Source organism: Pseudomonas sp. WS 5078, from assembly GCF_012985745.1.
GTDB lineage: Bacteria > Pseudomonadota > Gammaproteobacteria > Pseudomonadales > Pseudomonadaceae > Aquipseudomonas > Aquipseudomonas lundensis_A.
The window spans coordinates 282,314-300,558 of record NZ_JAAQWX010000003.1; the positions used below are offsets into that span (position 1 = coordinate 282,314).

Annotated in this window: 17 protein-coding genes; 7 read left to right on the plus strand and 10 right to left on the minus strand. The window is 57.0% G+C overall.

Annotated features, from left to right (window positions below; all coding sequences use genetic code 11):
• Window positions 1-17 precede the first annotated feature (17 nt).
• Window positions 18-470 carry an Lrp/AsnC family transcriptional regulator gene (locus HBN68_RS06660; RefSeq protein WP_047273821.1) on the plus strand — a complete coding sequence of 151 codons (453 nt, stop codon included), beginning with the start codon at window positions 18-20 and terminating at the stop codon, window positions 468-470.
• A gap of 26 nt (window positions 471-496) precedes the next feature.
• On the opposite strand, the gene HBN68_RS06665 is transcribed toward HBN68_RS06660, so the two are convergent.
• The 10 genes from HBN68_RS06665 to hmpA form a co-directional block, all read right to left on the minus strand.
• Window positions 497-2,047: a hypothetical protein gene (locus tag HBN68_RS06665; protein ID WP_141232176.1), complete on the minus strand. Its 1,551-nt coding sequence runs from the start codon at window positions 2,045-2,047 to the stop codon at window positions 497-499.
• 72 nt (window positions 2,048-2,119) lie between these two features.
• Entirely contained in the window at window positions 2,120-2,440 is a 321-nt protein-coding gene (locus HBN68_RS06670; protein WP_094993075.1) for a hypothetical protein, read from the minus strand.
• Between the two features lie 159 nt (window positions 2,441-2,599).
• The gene (locus tag HBN68_RS06675; protein WP_169963112.1) at window positions 2,600-3,700 is read right to left on the minus strand and encodes a polyamine ABC transporter substrate-binding protein; all 1,101 of its coding nucleotides are present in this window, start codon (window positions 3,698-3,700) and stop codon (window positions 2,600-2,602) included.
• Between the two features lie 417 nt (window positions 3,701-4,117).
• Window positions 4,118-5,005, minus strand: coding sequence for a heme o synthase (cyoE, locus tag HBN68_RS06680; protein ID WP_047273811.1), 888 nt, complete (start codon window positions 5,003-5,005; stop codon window positions 4,118-4,120).
• Window positions 5,006-5,015: 10 nt separating this feature from the next.
• Window positions 5,016-5,342 carry a cytochrome o ubiquinol oxidase subunit IV gene (gene cyoD, locus HBN68_RS06685; RefSeq protein WP_047278868.1) on the minus strand — a complete coding sequence of 109 codons (327 nt, stop codon included), beginning with the start codon at window positions 5,340-5,342 and terminating at the stop codon, window positions 5,016-5,018.
• Window positions 5,343-5,969, minus strand: a complete 627-nt coding sequence (locus tag HBN68_RS06690) for a cytochrome o ubiquinol oxidase subunit III (protein WP_094993072.1) — start codon at window positions 5,967-5,969, stop codon at window positions 5,343-5,345.
• 3 nt (window positions 5,970-5,972) lie between these two features.
• Window positions 5,973-7,997 carry a cytochrome o ubiquinol oxidase subunit I gene (cyoB, locus tag HBN68_RS06695; protein WP_094993071.1) on the minus strand — a complete coding sequence of 675 codons (2,025 nt, stop codon included), beginning with the start codon at window positions 7,995-7,997 and terminating at the stop codon, window positions 5,973-5,975.
• A gap of 3 nt (window positions 7,998-8,000) precedes the next feature.
• On the minus strand, window positions 8,001-8,939 hold the full coding sequence (gene cyoA / locus HBN68_RS06700; protein ID WP_047273807.1) for a ubiquinol oxidase subunit II: 939 nt from the start codon (window positions 8,937-8,939) through the stop codon (window positions 8,001-8,003).
• An 801-nt stretch (window positions 8,940-9,740) separates the two neighbouring features.
• A complete protein-coding gene (locus HBN68_RS06705) occupies window positions 9,741-10,250 on the minus strand; it encodes a disulfide bond formation protein B (RefSeq protein WP_094993070.1) in 510 nt (169 codons plus the stop codon).
• A 245-nt stretch (window positions 10,251-10,495) separates the two neighbouring features.
• Window positions 10,496-11,677 (minus strand): NO-inducible flavohemoprotein, encoded by a 1,182-nt coding sequence (gene hmpA / locus HBN68_RS06710; protein ID WP_169963110.1) that lies wholly within the window; start codon window positions 11,675-11,677, stop codon window positions 10,496-10,498.
• A 162-nt stretch (window positions 11,678-11,839) separates the two neighbouring features.
• Here hmpA and norR point away from each other — a divergent pair, with 162 nt between their 5' ends.
• From norR to HBN68_RS06740, 6 genes are all read left to right on the plus strand, one after another.
• Window positions 11,840-13,387, plus strand: coding sequence for a nitric oxide reductase transcriptional regulator NorR (gene norR, locus HBN68_RS06715; protein WP_169963107.1), 1,548 nt, complete (start codon window positions 11,840-11,842; stop codon window positions 13,385-13,387).
• Window positions 13,388-13,573: 186 nt separating this feature from the next.
• Window positions 13,574-14,461 carry a nitrilase family protein gene (locus HBN68_RS06720; protein WP_169963104.1) on the plus strand — a complete coding sequence of 296 codons (888 nt, stop codon included), beginning with the start codon at window positions 13,574-13,576 and terminating at the stop codon, window positions 14,459-14,461.
• A gap of 112 nt (window positions 14,462-14,573) precedes the next feature.
• A complete protein-coding gene (locus HBN68_RS06725) occupies window positions 14,574-15,671 on the plus strand; it encodes a hypothetical protein (RefSeq protein WP_249275340.1) in 1,098 nt (365 codons plus the stop codon).
• Window positions 15,672-15,738: 67 nt separating this feature from the next.
• On the plus strand, window positions 15,739-16,737 hold the full coding sequence (locus HBN68_RS06730) for an asparaginase (protein WP_169963102.1): 999 nt from the start codon (window positions 15,739-15,741) through the stop codon (window positions 16,735-16,737).
• A gap of 121 nt (window positions 16,738-16,858) precedes the next feature.
• Window positions 16,859-17,761, plus strand: coding sequence for a chemotaxis protein (locus HBN68_RS06735; RefSeq protein WP_094993065.1), 903 nt, complete (start codon window positions 16,859-16,861; stop codon window positions 17,759-17,761).
• Between the two features lie 4 nt (window positions 17,762-17,765).
• Entirely contained in the window at window positions 17,766-18,242 is a 477-nt protein-coding gene (locus tag HBN68_RS06740; protein ID WP_169963100.1) for a GNAT family N-acetyltransferase, read from the plus strand.
• Window positions 18,243-18,245: the final 3 nt, after the last annotated feature.

An 18,245-nucleotide genomic window follows, 5' to 3' on the forward strand; every position in this document is an offset into this window, starting at 1 on the left:
TTAGAAGGTTCTTCTCAGTGGATCGAATTGACCGAAAGATTCTTGCTGAACTGCACACCGACGGCCGACTTTCTCTCACCGAACTGGCTGATCGCGTGGGTCTCAGTCTGTCGCCGTGCCATCGTCGGGTGCGGGCATTGGAAGAGGCCGGGGTTATTTTGGGCTATCGCGCCGTGCTGGCGCCCAGCGAGCTGGGACTGAACTTTTCAGCGATGGTGTTCGTGACCCTGCGCGAAGTCACGCGTCAGGCCGTAGCCGACTTCGAGGCCGCGCTGCCAGACATCCCGCAAATCGTCGAAGCCCAACGGCTGTTTGGCGACCCGGATTATCTGCTGCACGTCATCGCCAAAGATTTGCCGGCCTACCAGCAGCTCTACGACGAACACCTCAGCGCGCTGCCCAACGTACAGCGCCTGGTGTCGACACTGGTAATGAAACGGGTCATCCATGACCGCGTGTTGCCGCTGTAACCCGGCCATCTCACCCGCCGTACCGGCTAGGCAAACAAGTCATCAATCGCCAGCTGAATGCACGCCATCTCTGAGGGAGGCGATGAACCCTGCGGCAAACCCTGCAAGCAATCAGCTTTCTTACGCTCTGCCATTCGGCTGAACGCTTGATGAAGTTTCAGCAAAAGATGAGGGGCCGTACGCTTAAAAGTGTTGAACGTCAGTTCCTGCAGGCAGGAACGTTTTAAGGCCAGGCCTTCGGCATACGTCGTAATCGCTTCAGCACGAATCTCCCAGCCGGTATTCGCAAAAAATATCTGCCCATAGATACTTTTGATCAGCTCCCGAGCATGCGGCGCCAAGGGCTTGAAGCGATACGCCAAACCCTGCTGCTTGTTCTGGGCGGGGAATACCGCATACGTGGGATACGTGCTTCCCGAAAATTCTTTGTCAAGGCTGATGCGCCCATAGAAACAGGCCACCATCGCCAGCGCGAACATAAATGAGTTTTCCGGGTTGCGGTGCGAATCCGGCGCAATCGATCCGCGGGTTTTCACGTAATGCTGTTGCACCTCGAAGGTGTGGTACAGCACCACTTCGAGGTTGTCGCCCTTCAAGGGCATCTCGAATCCAGGCTCATGCGCCAGCACACCTTGATCCCCAAACCACTGCTTGAGCGTGTCCCTGAGGTCATCACAACTGCGAAGTTCGGGGATATTAACCACCTGCTGCCGATTCAGTGCGCTGAGCAGGTCGACGCTGACACGGGCAGCTGCTTCGGCCAAATCCCCAATGCGGGCAGACTCCAGTAACGCCCGGTTACCCACCACATTGCACAGCAACTCCAGCGTGAGTTCACCCTCAGGCTTATGGGGAGGCTGACATGGCGTCGGGACATCCACGGGATCGTCTTCAGGAAGATCCTTGTCCAGCCAGGGAAGAGGCAGCGCTCCCCAGATAAACAGGTGCGCGTTAACCTTTTGTACAGCCTTGTCAGCCAGCCACCCCATCCATTCAAAAGGGATCGAATCGCGCTCCGGGAAGTTCTCCTGACGCCGTAGTTCGTCTTCACAGGCGGCGTACTCCCGATAAAACAGGTGATCCAGAGCATATACCGTGCGAGCCAGCGCCATATCTTCCAACACCGGCTGTGTCTGCGATTGAGGCTCGATCTGAGTCCACTCAAGCATCTCGGCGTACGTTTGGCGCATGTCCGCAGGTAAAACCTCGACCAGCGCTTTGTGCAATGCCCTGCGATTCTCAAGCTGGTTCCAGGCTGACGCATCCGCGTCTTCAGGTGCAGTAGCACTCATGTACTTGAGCGATGCTTCCTTAAGCGGCTCCACATAAAAAAAACCGTCTGCGCACTTCCAGCAATCAATGGGCAAACGTGACAACGTGTGCGCACGCCATTTGCGCGCGCTTTTGCCGTAATCCACCACACTGGTAGAAAAAGCCCCCAGCAACTTGGAAGCCTCATAGAGCGTGACGCTGTTTATCAGCGCCTTGCTCTCTTGCAACGAGACGGTAAGCATGTCGGCCATTGTCGGGGCCAGAGAATCGCGGGTACGGCTATCGGGTTTTTGAGACATGTTCATGCGCAGACCTTCTAACAATCAGCAAACAATCAGTAAAACGACAAGCGCTGAGCGCTTGTCGCACGGAGGCGTTCAAGCAAGCTCTGCGCCCACTGGCGCTGAAACATTCACCTGTGCTGATTGCGGCTTGGCCCTGGCCTTAAGCACGGCATGGGCGTGCTTATTGAGCTTTTCACCTGCCACCAGGCGGCGAGTATGATCGAGCGACAAGCGCGCCATCTCCAGCGCCTCCCACTCATCACCGGCCAATTCGCGCTCCAAAAAAACCTGCGCAAGCGCATGGGTATGAGCGATGGGACCGAATTTATTGATTGAACACACCGCATGGTAATGGTCATTACAGGCAGCGAGTTGTGAGGCGTAAGGGGAGCCAAGATGGTCGTGAGCAGGCATGACGTTATCCTTTCAATGAGGGGTTGGTAACACCTGCCACTGTCGCTCGAAGCGCCGTACAAAAAACCCCGAACATTATGAACCGCTCGAACGCCCCATACTGCCTGGCATTGGCGCCTTACCCGGCAAAGCCCCCCCACCTTGCCAAACCCCAGACCATTACTTATCCGACTTAATACTGGTCCAGACGCGTGTGCGCACCCGTTCCAGCTTTTGTGGCAGCGGTTGTACCACGTACAGGGTTTTAAGGGCCTCGGGAGTTGGGGTCAGGTTGGGGTTGCCTGTGATGTCTTTGTTGATCAGTGCAAGCGAGTCTTTGTTGGCATTGGGGTAGCCGAGAAAGTCACTGATCGGGGCGATGATGTTGGGGTCGAGCAAGGTGTTAATAAACGCGTGGGCTTCGTCGACATTCTTGGCACTTTTAGGGATGGCGAATGTGTCAAACCAGATCGGCGCGCCCTCCTTGGGCAAGCGCCAATCAACCACGACACCATTGCCAGCCTCCTTGGCTCGGTTGCCAAACTGGTAGAAGCTGCCCGAGTAGCCAATGGCCACGCAAATATCCCCGTTCGCGATGTCGGTCATGTATTTGGCGGAGTTGAAGTAAGTCACGTAAGGACGGATTTTCATCATCAACGCTTTGGCTTTTTCATAGTCCGACGGATTCTGGCTGTTGGGGTCCAGCCCAAGATAATGCAGGGCCAAGGGCAGGATTTCCGACGCAGAGTCGAGCATGGCCACGCCACAGGACTTGAGCTTCTGCATGTTCTCGGGCTTGAACACCAAGTCCCAACTGTTGACGGGCGCATTGTCGCCCAGCGCCGCTTTAACCTTCGCCGGGTTAAAGCCAATCAACACGGTTCCGTACATGTATGGAATGGCGAACTGATTACCGGGGTCGTTTTGATCCAGCAACTTGAGCAGCTCAGGGTCTTGATGCTGCCAATTCGGCAGTTTGCTGCGGTCCAGTTTTTGAAATACGCCTGCCTTGATCTGGGTATCAAGGAACTGGTTCGACGGCACTACAAGGTCATAGCCCGAATGACCTGTCAGCAGCTTGGCTTCCAGCGACTCGTTGGTGTCGAACGTGTCCCACGTCACGTTGATGCCCATCTCTTTGGCAAAGTCCTTGGGCACGGAGGGCAGGATGTAGTCAGCCCAGTTGTACACACGTAGCTCGCGTTGATCTGCCAACGTCGCGCCAGCCATTAACGCCAGCCCGCAGACGGAAGTCTTCAGTGCGCATTTCAATGCATTCATGACGTATTTCCCCAAATGGCGTGAGAGCAATCGTTTTTATGTTCTGTACACAGCAGTTACCCGCGCAGGCTGTTGTGCCGGGACGCCTGGCAGCGATGCTGTTTTGATTCTTGCCGCGCACCGCTCGGGTTCACAGTGGCAGACAGGCCAAAAGGGGATGATTGTGGCCACTGGGCGACAACAGAGAATGCGCCGCTTGGTGGTCGTCAGCGCCGCAGAACAACAAGCTCACGACGCCCTGATCTGTATCGCGCCCTTCCACAGCAATGAGCCAGTACGCCAGGCCATCGACCTCAACCCCCGCGTAACTCGTTTCAGCCGTCAATTTTGCGTAACACGTCCCTGCGCTGGCAGATCTGTGGGATAAAAAAATCCCCGCGCTTCTCTCGAAGGGCGGGGATTTTTTAGGCTGGACGCTTAGTGCGCGTAAGTCAGTAACAACTCCGTCGGCACTTTGAAATCCAGTGACATCATGACGCTCAGCGCGGTGATGGTGAAGATCGAGAACACGAACAGCTTGCGTGCCCAGACCTTGTCGTCGACGGCTTTATAGCCGGTCCACGCCATGTACAGCCAGTACATGCCCATCGCGGCCGCCACGGCCATGTAGCTCATGCCGGCGTAACCGCCGAGGGTGAGCATCAGGGTCGCGATCAGGAACGCGAGGATATAAAGCAGGATGTGCTTCTTGGCAACCTTGATCCCGCGCTTCACAGGCAACACCGGAATCGATGCGGCCAGGTAATCGTTGAAGCGGAAGATCGCGATGGCGTAGGAATGCGGCATCTGCCACAGGCTGAACATCACCAGCAATGTCAGCGCGGCCAGGTCGAAGCTGTTACTCACAGCCACGTAGCCGATAACAGGCGGCATTGCACCCGACAAACTGCCAATCAAGGTGCCGTGAACCGACTTGCGCTTGAAATACAGGCTGTACAGACCGACGTAGATCACGAAGCCAATCGCCGCGAACAATGCCGCCAGCGGGTTGGCCACACGATACAGCAGCACCAGGCCTGCGACCCCCAGCAAGGTGGCGTATACCAACGCCACCTTGAGGGAGATCAGGCCTTGCACCAGTACGCGGTTCTTGGTGCGGTCCATCTTGATGTCGATGTCACGGTCGATGCAGTTGTTAAACACACAACCGGACGCAACCACCAGGGAGGTGCCGATCACCGCGGCCAGGAACAGGGCCAGATCAAAATGCCCCTTCGAGGCCAGGAAGAACCCGCCTGCCACAGAAAGCACGTTACCGAAAATGATCCCCGGTTTGGTGATTTGGATAAAGTGCTTAAAGGACATCGGGCTTACCTCACTTCGCCATCATTACAGTGTGGATGCTGAACATGATCCACAGGGACAGGCCGACCAACAGCACAATAACCAGCGCCGAGAACACCAGCGCGGCGACGTTATTGCGTTGTGCAGGCGAACGGTCCAAGTGCAGGAAATACACCAGGTGAACGATCACTTGAATCACGGCGAACAACAGCACGATCGCCAGCGTGGTCATTTTTGGCAGGGTTGGGTACATCACCAGCCCGAACGGAATGACGGTCAGGATCACCGACAAGATGAAGCCGATTACGTAGGACTTCACGCTGCCGTGGTTCGCGCCGTCAGAATGTGCGTTAGCCATTTACAGAGTCCCCATCAGGTAAACAACGGTGAATACGCAGATCCACACCACGTCCAGGAAGTGCCAGAACAGGCTCAGGCAGCTCAGACGCGTCTTGTTGGTCGCCGTCAGGCCCTTTTTCTGGACCTGATACATCATGATCGCCATCCAGATCAGACCGCTGGTCACGTGCAGACCGTGGGTACCGACCAGGGTGAAGAACCCGGACAGGAAGCCGGAACGGCTCGGGCCAAAGCCTTCGGAGATCAACAGGTGGAACTCGTTGATTTCCATGGCGATGAAGCCTGCACCGCACAGGAAGGTCAGGGCCAACCAGAACAGCACCTGACTTTTCTTGCCCTTGAACAACGCCAGCATGGCGAAGCCGTAGGTGATCGAGCTGACCAGCAGCAGTGCGGTTTCACCCAACACGTACGGCAGTTCGAAGATGTCGTGGCCCGATGGACCACCCGCTACGTTGTTAACCAGTACCGCGTATACCGCGAAGATCGACGCAAACAAGATGCAGTCGGTCATCAGGTAGAGCCAGAAACCAAATACGGTTGTCTCGCCCGAGTCGTGGTGATGGTCATCGTGCCCATGGTCGTGACCATGGGCGTGTCCAGCATGAGTCGCTAAGTTCGACATGGTTTATGCCTGTTCCAACTTGGTTTCAACACGGGTAGCCGGAATCTTGCCAGCTGCTACCAGACGCTTGTGCTGCTCGGCTTCGATGCGCTCGATGGTTTCCACCGGCACCATGTAGCCCTGGTCATCACGGGCAGCATGGATCGCGAAGTACGCCACGGTGCCAACCAGGCTGGCGATCGCCAACCACCAGATGTGCCAGATCATTGCGAAACCGAATACGGTCAGCAGTGCGCCCATCACCACACCAGTCGCGGTGTTGTTTGGCATATGGATCGGTTCGTACTTGGCAGGAGCCTGGTACGCAGTACCGTTTTCCTTGGCCTCAGTGAACGGGTCAATGCTGTCGGCTTTTGGCAGTACGGCAAAGTTGTAGAAAGGAGGTGGCGACGAAGTCGACCATTCCAGGGTGTGACCATTCCATGGATCGCCGAATTCGCAGGCGTTCTCAGGCTTGTTGCGGTCACGGATGCTGACGTACAGCTGGATCAACTGGCACGCAATACCGACGGCGATCAGTGCAGCACCGACGCACGCTACGTACAGGTAAGGCACCCACTCAGGGTTGGTAGTGGCGTTCAGACGACGGGTCATGCCCATGAAGCCCAGTGCATAGAGCGGCATGAACGCAACGAAGAAGCCGGTGATCCAGAACCAGAATGCTGCCTTGCCCCATTTCTCGTTCAGTTTGAAGCCGAACGCTTTAGGGAAGTAGAAGCTGAAACCAGCGATGTAACCGAATACAGCACCGCCGATGATCACGTTATGGAAGTGAGCAATCACGAACAGGCTGTTGTGCAGTACGAAGTCAGCACCCGGGATGGCCAGCAATACGCCAGTCATGCCGCCGATGGCGAAGGTCACCATGAAGCCAAGCGTCCACATCACCTGGCTGGTGAATTGCAGACGACCGCGATAGATGGTGAATAGCCAGTTAAATAGCTTCACCCCCGTCGGGATGGAAATCAGCATCGTTGCCAGACCGAAGAAGGCGTTGACGCTGGCACCCGAACCCATGGTGAAGAAGTGGTGCAGCCAAACCATGAAGCCCAGGATCGAGATCGCGCCGCTGGCGTAGACCATCGAGTGGTGACCGAACAGACGCTTGCCAGTGAAGGTCGAGATGACTTCAGAGAAGATCCCGAACGCCGGCAGAATGAGGATATAAACCTCAGGGTGACCCCACGCCCAGAACAGGTTGACGTACATCATTGGATTGCCACCAAGTTCGTTGGTGAAAATGTGGAAATCCAAGTAGCGGTCAAGTGTCAGCAACGCCAGGGTAGCGGTCAGGATCGGGAACGAAGCCACGATCAGAACGTTTGCCCAGGTGCAGGTCCAGGTGAAGATCGGCATGTCCATGATCTTCATGCCAGGGGTACGCATTTTCAGCACGGTGGCCAGGAAGTTAACCCCGGTTAACGTCGTACCTAACCCCGATAGCTGTAGCGCCCAGATGTAGTAGTCCACACCCACGCCCGGACTGTACGCCAGACCCGACAACGGTGGATACGCAACCCAGCCGGTCTTGGCGAACTCGCCGACGCCCAGCGACAGGTTGACCAGTACCACGCCCGACACCAGGAGCCAGAAACTCAGGGAGTTCAGGAACGGATAGGCAACGTCACGTGCGCCGATCTGCAGCGGCACTGCAAGGTTCATCAGGCCGGTGAAGAATGGCATCGCCATGAAGATGATCATGATCACACCGTGGGCGGTGAAGATCTGGTCATAGTGTTCAGGAGGCAAGTAGCCAGGCGAACCCTCAGTGGCCATGGCCAGTTGGGTACGCATCATGACGGCGTCGGCAAAGCCGCGCAGCAGCATGATCATGGCAACGATGATGTACATCACGCCAATTTTCTTGTGGTCGACTGACGTTAGCCATTCGGTCCACAGGTAGGTCCACTTTTTGTAGTACGTGAGTGCTGCAACCAACGCCAGACCACCGAGCAGGATCATAGCGACGGTCACCATCACTATCGGCTCGTGGAACGGTATGGCGTCCAGACTTAATTTACCAAACATCGTTTACTCCTCTGCCCCGGCAGCTGAATGCGAACTGGTGTCCAAACCTTCGGTCCCGGCCACTTCTTTCTTCTCGTGCTGCACCGGCTTGCCTGGTTTCATGCCTTCATACTTGTCGATGATGGTCTGGAACAGGTTCGGTTTGACCGAGGAGTAGAGCTCAACGGGATTGTTCTGACTTGGCTTGGTCAAGGCTTCGTATTCAGCTGTATCAAGCTGTTTAGGTGACGCTTTGACTTCACTTACCCATGCATCGAACTCAGCCTGGGAAGTCGCGATTGCTTTGAATTTCATGCCAGTGAAGCCCGCACCGCTGTAGTTGGCTGAAATGCCATCGAGCTCGGCGTTCTTGTTAGCAATCAAATGCAGCTTGGTCTGCATACCGGCCATGGCGTAGATCTGACCGCCCAGGCCTGGAATGAAGAACGAGTTCATGACCGTGTCGGACGTGATACGGAAATTCACCGGCGTGTTGGCCGGGAACACGATCTTGTTGACGGTGGCGATACCCTGTTCCGGGTAGATGAACAGCCACTTCCAGTCCATGGCCACTACTTCGATAGTGACTGGCTTGACGTCAGACTCAATCGGACGATACGGGTCCAGCGCGTGGGTCGACTTATACGTGATCACACCCAGCGCGATGATGATCAGGATAGGCACCGTCCAGATCACAACTTCAATCTTGGTGGAGTGCGACCATTTTGGTGCGTAGGTGGCGTTCTTGTTCGACGCGCGATATTTCCACGCGAAAACAAGGGTCATCAAGATGACCGGCACCACGACCAAGAGCATCAGCAATGTAGCAGTGATGATCAGATTCTTTTCATCGACGCCGATCTGCCCCACCGGATCGAGCAACGTCATATTGCAGCCTCCCAGCAACAACATGCCGAAAAGTGGCAATAAGCCAAAGAGTCTGGGGTACCTTTTTTTAGTCATCTCACGACCTCTAAAACAGCTTGCACAATGCAGTTGGTTTTTTCCGCCAACACTTCACCCTGCCAAGGGTTGGCAATTTTCCGGATTGAATAAGGGCCTGCTTCATCGCGGTGAAGCGACTGGGCAATTCCTGGGTTAGCAGTGATTTCTTATTCGATACTTGGTCAAAGGCCTTGTCACAGACCAATTCCATTTGGTGCGGAACTTAGAAGGGTTGCCAGTACCTTGGGAGTCGCATGGAAAGCCTGTCACAACCACCCAGGCGACCTTCAACTTCCCGCTTGGGCTCAGGGATGAGCAGGCTGGACGTTCAGTGCGGGCGATTGTAGTTAGGTAGCTCTCTATAAACCATGTCTCATCCCGAAATAATTAATCTCGGCTGTGGTAACAATCCCGCACTATTATTACGGCCCGCGTTTAAAGCCCCTCCCTGACGCGCTTGTAGCACGCCCTTCCCCCCAAGCTGTATCCGCCCCTTTTTAGCGCACGCTCAGACCTTCGCCAACACTCCAAAACGCCCAAACAAAAAGGCTTGCAGCGTTTTTCATGGTGCTTAGCGGCGGCTTTTTCAAGCCCTGCCTCAGCGTCAAAACGCCTCATGAGCGGGGACACCAGTGAGACGTTTCAGCCGTGTATTGTGAAATGAAAACATACCCTGTGACAATTTCTCCGTGACAATATGTCGCAGTCCCGAGCGCACCTTCACTGCCCCGTATCACATGCTATTCACATTTTTCGTGGGCGAAAAAAAGCCCCGCTCTTGCGCACAAGAACGAGGCCGTTGCAACCTGATTCAGTGTGTCAGGCAGGCTTGCTGCGATTGCGGTAAATGCCCAACGGTACCAGCACGGCCGTCAACACGAACGCCACCAGTGCCCATTGCGCCAGCGACAGGCCAAGCACAGGCGGGTAAGGCGTCGAACAGAAGCCATCGACTTGAAAACCCAGCGGGAATACAGCAGCCAGCGGCAAACCGTCGACAATTGGTTGCAGCGCGTCCAGGCCGCAACTGACCGCAGGGTTCGCCAGGATGTACACGTGGCGCCCCGCCGCGACCACCCCACCAATGGCGCTCAACACCACCAGCCCTTCAAACACCGTGATACTGCGCCGGGTGCGCATCGCTGCACCGATGAAAGCAAAAATAGCAATCAGCAGTAACGCATAGCGTTGCAGGATGCACAGCGGGCAAGGCGCCTCCCCCAGCACCACTTGCATATACAGCGCACCACCAATGAGGGCGAGGCAGATCAGCCCCAGCAAGACCAGAAAGCGCTTTTCGCGCCCCAGTCGCATCATGTCGTCCGTCATCGTGTTTCCTTTTGCCTGATTGTCCAAGGGCCGTCCGGCCGTCACAAAGCGCGCAGTTTACACCCAGACCTCCTGCATGGATGTAAGGCAGTTGTAGGAAGGGAATTAACAACGGGAGGGATTAAAGCGCGATTAACAAAACGCCCGCCGTGCTCTTCTGCCCGCTTTCACTCAAAGGCGCGGGAGGCAGACGAACACTGCGGGCGTAGGTGTATCAGCCGGTTAGGCGGATGACCAGAACCGCTTTATTCCAATACAGCAGCGGGGCCGAAAAACTCGTAGCGGCTTTGTTGCTCAGGAACACCCAACGCCTTGAGCTGACGTTTGATGGCGCTCATGAAACCCTTGGGGCCCAGGAAGTACGCGTCTACATCACGGTCCGCAGGCAACCATTTATCCAGCAGTTCGGCGGTCAGCAACCCCACGTGATCGGCGGTCGCTCCCTGCCCATCCTGTTCGGCGTAGCAGTAAAAACGCTGCAACTGTGGATATTGCGCCGCCAACTCATCCACCCAGCCACGGAACGCGTGCACCTCGGCATTGCGCGCGCAATGGATAAAGTGGATAGGCCGTTGAGTCGTCAACGCTTTTTCCAGCATCGGCAAGGTTGGCGTAATGCCGACGCCGCCACTGATCAGCACCAGCGGTTTGTCACTGGCGGTCAGAGTGAACTCGCCGGCTGGGGGGAACAGCTCAACAATGTCGCCCACTTGCAGGCGGTCATGCAGGTAGTTGGACACCACCCCGCCCGCCTCGCGCTTGACGCTGATGCGGTAACGACCCACCTGCGCCAGCGCCGACAGCGAGTAGTTACGACGCGCTTCCACACCGTCGATGTCCAGCTTGATGCCAATATACTGGCCCGGCTCACAGTCGAGGATCGGTTGCTGGTCCACGGGACGGAAGTAAAAAGATGTGATCTCAGCACTTTCGTCGATTCTGGCTGCCAGTTTGAACGCCCGACCACCGCGCCAGCCGCCCGGTGCAGCCGCTTTTGCGTCATAAATGGCCGCTTCGGCACCGATCAGGATATCGGCCAGTTGTCCATACGCCGCCCCCCACGCTGCCAACACTTCAGGGGTGGCGATGTCACTGCCCAGCACTTCTTCAATCGCGCGCAGCAGGCACTTGCCGACAATCGGGTAATGCTCCGGCAGAATTTGCAGCGCCACATGCTTGTTGATGATGCGGGCTACAAGGTCTCCCAACTGGTCGAGCTGATCAATATGGCGTGCGTACATCAGCACACCATTGGCCAAGGCACGGGGCTGATCGCCGCTGGCCTGATTGGCCTGGTTGAACAGCGGGCGTACTTCGGGGTATTCCGACAACATCATCCGGTAGAAATGGGTGATTAAAGCTTCACCGCCGCTTTCAAGCAGCGGCACAGTGGATTTGACGATGGCACGATCCTGAGCAGTAAGCATAAGGGTGACTCCAGAGCACGTAGGCATTGACTAACATTCGATGAGCGTTCAGGTATCAGAATCCGTGCCAACTTTAAAACCCTTTAAAAACAGCCATTTAAATCAAAAATAGTCATTTTGACTCAATCTGATCTATAGTCATTACGACTACACGAGGTCAAAATGACTGCAAAACTCCTGCTTACCACACTGTTGCCACTGGTCGACGACCTGTCTCGCGATCTGCCAGAAAGCGAGCGTTATCGCCGCCTGCTCGAAGCCATGCGCGCCCTGCTGCCTTGCGATGCTGCAGCCTTGCTGCGTCTGGACGGCGAGTGGCTGGTGCCCTTGGCCGTAGACGGCCTGAGCCTCGACACATTGGGGCGTCGGTTCAACGTCAGCGAGCACCCGCGCTTTGAGGTGCTGCTCAGTAGCCACGGGCCAACGCGTTTCCCCAGTAATTGCGAGCTACCCGACCCCTACGACGGGTTGGTCGACGGGCTGGCCGAGCATCTGGAAATCCACGACTGCATGGGCTGTCCCCTGTTCATTGACGAAAAGCCCTGGGGCTTGCTGACCCTCGACGCGCTTGATCCCAAACGTTTCGAGCCGATCGAGCTTGATGCCCTGCAAGCGTTCGCCAGCCTTGCGGCCGCCACCGTCAATGTTGCCCGGCGCATCGAACGCCTGGCTTTGCGGGTTGAAGACGAGCAGTTGAAAGTCGAGCTGTACCGTCAGGCCAACGGCACGTCCAACAAAGAGCTGATTGGCCAGAGCAAGGTTCACAAACGCCTGCTCGATGAGATCGCACTTGTGGGCAGCAGTGACCTGACGGTCCTGATCACCGGCGAAACCGGGGTCGGCAAGGAGCTGGTGGCGCAAGCGATTCATGCCGCCTCGCCCAGGGCCGACAAACCGATGATCAGCCTCAATTGCGCGGCGCTACCCGACACGCTCGTCGAGAGCGAACTGTTCGGCCACGTGCGCGGCGCCTTCACCGGGGCCACCCAGGATCGGCGGGGCAAATTCGAACTGGCCAACGGCGGCACGCTGTTCCTCGACGAAGTGGGTGAGCTTTCACTCGCGGTGCAGGCCAAACTGCTACGCGTGCTCCAGAGCGGTCAGTTACAACGCCTGGGTTCGGATCAAGAGCATCGCGTCGACGTCCGCCTGATTGCCGCCACCAACCGCGATCTGGCGGCAGAAGTGCGCAGCGGTCGCTACCGCGCCGACTTTTACCATCGCCTGAGCGTCTACCCGCTCAAAGTGCCCGCCCTGCGCGAACGCGGGCGCGACGTGCTGCTGCTCAGCGGCTTCTTCCTTGAACAAAACCGTTCACGCATGGGCCTTGGCAGCTTGCGCCTGAGCCCAGACGCACAGGCCGCGCTGGTGCATTACGACTGGCCGGGCAACGTGCGCGAACTGGAACACCTGATAGGCCGCAGCGCCTTGAAAGCCTTGGGCAATTGCCCCACACGCCCGCGCATCCTGACACTGACGGCACACGACCTTGATCTGCCTTCAACCCCCGCCACCAAGGCTGCGCCGGACACACCCGCCCAGGCTCCCGACGCCCTAGGAGATCTGCGTCAAGCGACAGAGCACTATCAACGAACCTTGATCAGCGCGTGCCTGGAACGCCATCAGCACAACTGGGCCAGCGCGGCGCGTGAACTGGGGCTGGACCGGGCCAATCTGGGGCGCTTGGCCAAGCGACTGGGGTTGAAATAGATGCAGGGCAACGCGCCATGGGCGCCCGCCGCACACTGCGCCAATACCCGTTGCAACGTAAGAAAAATGACGGATCCCACCAATTTCAGAGCAATGAACTACAGGCCGAACGGATGCGGACGATAGACCCGCAACCTTACAAATCGCCTTACTGACACCCGGTGACAATTACCTGAGGTGTCAGTCATGAGCGAAGCCATCAGTGAAGTGCGCGTTGCGGTTGTGCAATTTGATCCTCAAGTCGGCATCCAGCATCGCCAAGACAATCTGCACTACAGTCTGCGCCTGGCCATGGAGGCCGTTACGAATGGGGCGGAGTTGATTGTCCTTCCCGAGCTGGCCAACACCGGCTATTTCTTCGCCAATCGGCAGGATGCTTTTCTGCACGCCGAGATCCTTCCTGATGGTCCCAGCACCCAGGCCTGGATGGATTTTGCCGCGTTGCATCAGGTTTATCTGGTAGCCGGGCTGGCGGAGCGGGACGGCATGCAGCTGTTCGATACCGCTGTGTTGCTGGGGCCGGACGGTTTTATCGGTAAATACCGTAAGGCCCACTTATGGAATCGGGAAAAGCTGTGGTTCACACCCGGCAATCTGGGCTTCCCCGTGTTTGAAACGCCGATCGGGCGCATTGGCCTGCTGATCTGCTGGGATATCTGGTTCCCCGAAGTGCCGCGTCTCTTGACCCAGCAAGGCGCCGACATCATTTGTAGCCTGAACAACTGGGTCTGGACACCACCGCCGCTGTTCGATGCGTCGGGTAAATGCATGGCCTCCTACCTGACAATGACCGCAGCCCACGTCAATAACGTGTATATCGCGGCGGCCAACCGTATCGGCGAAGAACAGGGTGAACGCTATTTGGGTTGCTCGCTGATCGCTGGCACCAATGGCTGGCCCATTGGCGAGGTCGCACCGGCAGATACGCAAACCATCCTTTACGCCGATATCGATCTGGCTAGCGCACGCAGCGCGCCGATTTGGAACAACTTGAACGATCTGCACCGGGATCGTCGTACTGACTTGTATGACTCGATGCTCGGCTATTGCTACCACCCTTGCCTGCCACGCTGATGAGGATGCCGCCATGGACTCCTCACCTGTACGCGATACATCACGCACGGCTGCCCGCCTGTCAGGGATCATCATGGCTGCCGGGTTGGCCGTCGGGGCGTTTTCGATCTGGATGGCGCTGAGTTACACGGACTCAAATCCAGGACACTGGCCAAGATATAGCGAAATGATGGCTGAGCTGCCTTCCCCGATGTCCTGGCTGCGCTGGATACTCGGAGACATCACCGAGGTCGCGTTCTACAAGCATGAACTGGCTTCATTCGGCTTGCTGCTTGGAGCTGCCTTGGGCTACTGGACCAGTCGTTACGCACCGGCGTGGCAAGGCTTCAGCATCAGTTACGGCTCCGGACTGTGGCCATGGCTGGTGACCAGCTCCCTATTGGGGTTATTACTGAGCAATGCGTTGTGGGGCTGGACCCTGACCGCCGATACGTGGCAGCCCACATTCGCTGCATTTGTATCATTGCCCGCCGCCATGGTCCTATTCTTTGGTGGAGGCTGGAAAGTAACCCTTAACGGGGCCGTTCTGGGTGCGTTACTCGTCACTCCGGCTTGTCTGTTGTTCGTCAACTTTCTGTGCGTACCCTTGGGGTTACCAGTGGTGATTGGCAATGTGCTGGGGATGGCACTCGGTAGCGTGGCTGCTTTTATGTTGTGTCGCGCAATACCTGTTCTGGTAAGTCGCGCGCCTGGATCTGCACCTGAATGTGCTCAACCTGTCGCGACAAAAACACCGGACTACGGGCTGCTATGGACGGTACGCCGCGTTCTGGCTGACTTTTCCGAAGCGCCTTTCTTTGGCAATGAGTGGGCGAGCCTGGGTTTGTTACTGGGCGTGCTGCTCGCCTATGGACTAAACCCTCTAAGCCCCGCCTATGGCTCAGGACTCGTGCTGCAGCTGATTGCAGGGCAAGCGCTGACCTCTTTACTGGGGGTGACGATGTGGCGGCATCAATGGCAGATAAGAGGCTGGTATCCCACGTATGTCCCGCTGGTCTCAGTGGTCCCGGCAGCTGTGCTGACCTGCGGCGGCAGTGCAACAGTGGTGGTCATCAGTGCCTTTTTTGGGGCTTTAATCGCACCGCCTTTGGCCTGCGCCATTGCTCAGCGGTTACCAACGTATGTGCACCCTTACATCGGCAACGTCCTGTCGATGGCAATCAGTACTTTACTAATCGTTCCAGCCATCCGTTTTTGGCTCGTAAACTAACCTTTGCCCGGCGTGCGTGGCGGGTTTCGACCTCAGAAACCCGCACCTGCGTATCAGTGAGGACAGCATGAATCGACCGACAATTGCCATCGCAACACTGGGCGGCACCCTCAGCATGCAACGCGGTGAACCCGGTGAAGGAATTACTCCGTCGCTGGGCGGCGCTGAATTACTGGCCTCTGTACCTGAACTCGGCGCATTGGCTCACATACGGATTAAAAGTCTGAGCCTATTGCCCAGCGCCTCAGTGAATTTTGATTTTTTGCTGCAGGTGCTGGAATGGGCCAATGACCAGATCACACTGGGCGCTCAAGGCGTGGTCATTACCCAGGGCACCGACACCCTTGAAGAGTCCGCAACTTTTTTCGAGTACTTGTGGCCACACGATACCCCCTTGGTTTTAACGGGCGCGATGCGTTCAGCCAGCGAGGCAAGCGCTGACGGCCCTGGCAATCTGCTAGATGCCTGCCGTGTCGCGCTAAGTGCATCGAGTAAAGGCAGAGGCGTTCTGGTGGTCATGAATGGCGAGATTCACGCGTCACTCTCGGTTCGTAAAACCCACACCCTAGCCTTGAATGCCTTCACCTCTGCGACAGGCGGCCCAGTGGGGTTAATGATTGAAAACACGCCCCGCTTTCTGCACCCCGGGGCTCCCCGTATGACTCTGCCCATACCCTCATGCACCACGCATAAAGTCGCGTTACTGGAGGCCTCGCTATCAGCTGACACCCTGATTCTTGAGCAACTGGTGGAGATGGGTTATCAAGGCTTGGTGATCGCCGGCTTTGGTGCTGGCCATGTCAGTGAAAAGTGGTCAATTGCTTTACAGGCGATTGCAATCAACCTCCCTGTCATCGTGGGCTCACGCACGGGTGCCGGGACAACGGCTTTTCACACTTACGGATTCACGGGTGGGGAAATCGATTTAATCCGCAAGGGTTTGCACCTGAGTGGGTTTCTCTGCCCACGTAAAGCCCGGCTATTACTGTGGCTAGTTATCGGATGCGGCCAACAGTCAAAACTGAACGATTTTCTCGCCTATGGGCAAGGCTGCCAAACGTCGTAAACCCTAAACCGGTACTGATCCGGGGTTTTGTTAAAGACCGACCCAATCAGGTCGATAACCCTGTATCGCCCGCTGCTGTTGGCTTCAAGCCCGCGCGCATTTCTTTACACAGAAGGTTTTTATGTCCTCCCACAACGCCCGCGCAGACTCTCTTTCGCTTCTGCTGTTCACTTTGCGCAGCGGCAAGCTGATGGCGATTAACTTGCTCAAGGTCAGCGAAATCATCCCCTGCCCACCGCTGACGAAAATGCCCGAGTCGCATCCTCACGTGAAAGGCATTGCCGTGCTGCGCGGGGCCTCGCTGGCGGTTATCGACCTGAGTCGCGCCATCGGCGAGCAGCCGCTGGAAGACCCGAACGGCGGTTGCCTGATCGTCACGGATGTCAGCCGCTCCAAGCAGGGCCTGCATGTGCAGGCGGTGAGCAAGATCATTCATTGCCTGAGTACCGACATCCGCCCGCCACCCTATGGCTCGGGCGGTTCGCGCTCGTTCATTACCGGGGTGACGCGGGTCGACAACATGCTGGTGCAAGTGCTGGACATCGAGAAAGTGATTCACGGCATCGCGCCTTCGCAAATCGTCGAGGACCCGGACGCCGTGACCATGGAAGAAGCCGAATTACTGGCCAATGCCCGGATTCTGGTGGTCGATGACAGTCAGGTCGCCCTGCAACAATCGGTCATTACCCTGCGCAATCTGGGTTTGCAGTGCCACACCGCCCGCAGCGCCAAAGAAGCCATCGACCGCTTGCTGGAACTGCAAGGCACAAAAGATCAGATCAACCTGGTGGTGTCGGACATCGAAATGTCCGAAATGGATGGATACGCGTTCACCCGTACCCTGCGCGAAACCCCTGACTTCAATCACTTGTATGTGCTGCTGCACACCTCGCTCAACAGTGCGATGAACAGCGAAAAAGCGCGCCTCTCAGGTGCTAACGCCGTGCTGACCAAGTTCTCGTCTCCCGACCTGACCAAATGCCTGATCGAAGCCGCCCGCACCGTCGCCGCTCAAGGGTATTGAACCCGTGAGCGCGGCGTGCCTGCTGCTGCGCAAAGACTTGCGCGGCCCTTTACCGCCTGCGCGCCCGTGGCCTGAAGGCTTCACGGTGAGCACCCTGAGTGCGTCTCTGACTCAGCCGGTGCATGCCTTACTCGTAGAGGGCTACGCTGCCGGACAGGGCAGCGTGCCTTCTTTTGCGGCATGGCAGCACACCTTGGCACACGATGCCGAATACGATCCTGCGTTGTGCTTTGTGCTGCTACACGCCACACGCGTGGTGGGCGTTGCGCTGGCCTGGACCAGCGCATACCTCAAGGACTTGGTGATTGATCCCGCGTATCAGGGCCGCGGCCTGGGCAGCGCCTTGCTGGAGCACGTGTTTGCGATATTCCGGCAGCGCGGCGAACCCTGTGTCGACCTCAAGGTCATGGCACACAACCTCAAGGCCCGCGACATGTACGCCCGCCACGGCATGGCGCTGGTCCAGTACGAAACGGTTTAGCCG

Bases quoted from the DNA above. Each gene is read 5' to 3' on its own strand.
- HBN68_RS06735 (WP_094993065.1), top strand. From the start codon at position 16,859: ATGTCCTCCCACAACGCCCGCGCAGACTCTCTTTCGCTTCTGCTGTTC.
- HBN68_RS06720 (WP_169963104.1), top strand. From the start codon at position 13,574: ATGAGCGAAGCCATCAGTGAAGTGCGCGTTGCGGTTGTGCAATTTGAT.
- cyoB (WP_094993071.1), bottom strand. From the start codon at position 7,997: ATGTTTGGTAAATTAAGTCTGGACGCCATACCGTTCCACGAGCCGATA.
- HBN68_RS06665 (WP_141232176.1), bottom strand. From the start codon at position 2,047: ATGAACATGTCTCAAAAACCCGATAGCCGTACCCGCGATTCTCTGGCC.
- cyoD (WP_047278868.1), bottom strand. From the start codon at position 5,342: ATGGCTAACGCACATTCTGACGGCGCGAACCACGGCAGCGTGAAGTCC.
- HBN68_RS06705 (WP_094993070.1), bottom strand. From the start codon at position 10,250: ATGACGGACGACATGATGCGACTGGGGCGCGAAAAGCGCTTTCTGGTC.
- cyoA (WP_047273807.1), bottom strand. From the start codon at position 8,939: ATGACTAAAAAAAGGTACCCCAGACTCTTTGGCTTATTGCCACTTTTC.
- norR (WP_169963107.1), top strand. From the start codon at position 11,840: ATGACTGCAAAACTCCTGCTTACCACACTGTTGCCACTGGTCGACGAC.
- HBN68_RS06725 (WP_249275340.1), top strand. From the start codon at position 14,574: ATGGCGCTGAGTTACACGGACTCAAATCCAGGACACTGGCCAAGATAT.
- HBN68_RS06730 (WP_169963102.1), top strand. From the start codon at position 15,739: ATGAATCGACCGACAATTGCCATCGCAACACTGGGCGGCACCCTCAGC.
- HBN68_RS06670 (WP_094993075.1), bottom strand. From the start codon at position 2,440: ATGCCTGCTCACGACCATCTTGGCTCCCCTTACGCCTCACAACTCGCT.
- HBN68_RS06675 (WP_169963112.1), bottom strand. From the start codon at position 3,700: ATGAATGCATTGAAATGCGCACTGAAGACTTCCGTCTGCGGGCTGGCG.
- HBN68_RS06690 (WP_094993072.1), bottom strand. From the start codon at position 5,969: ATGTCGAACTTAGCGACTCATGCTGGACACGCCCATGGTCACGACCAT.
- hmpA (WP_169963110.1), bottom strand. From the start codon at position 11,677: ATGCTTACTGCTCAGGATCGTGCCATCGTCAAATCCACTGTGCCGCTG.
- cyoE (WP_047273811.1), bottom strand. From the start codon at position 5,005: ATGTCCTTTAAGCACTTTATCCAAATCACCAAACCGGGGATCATTTTC.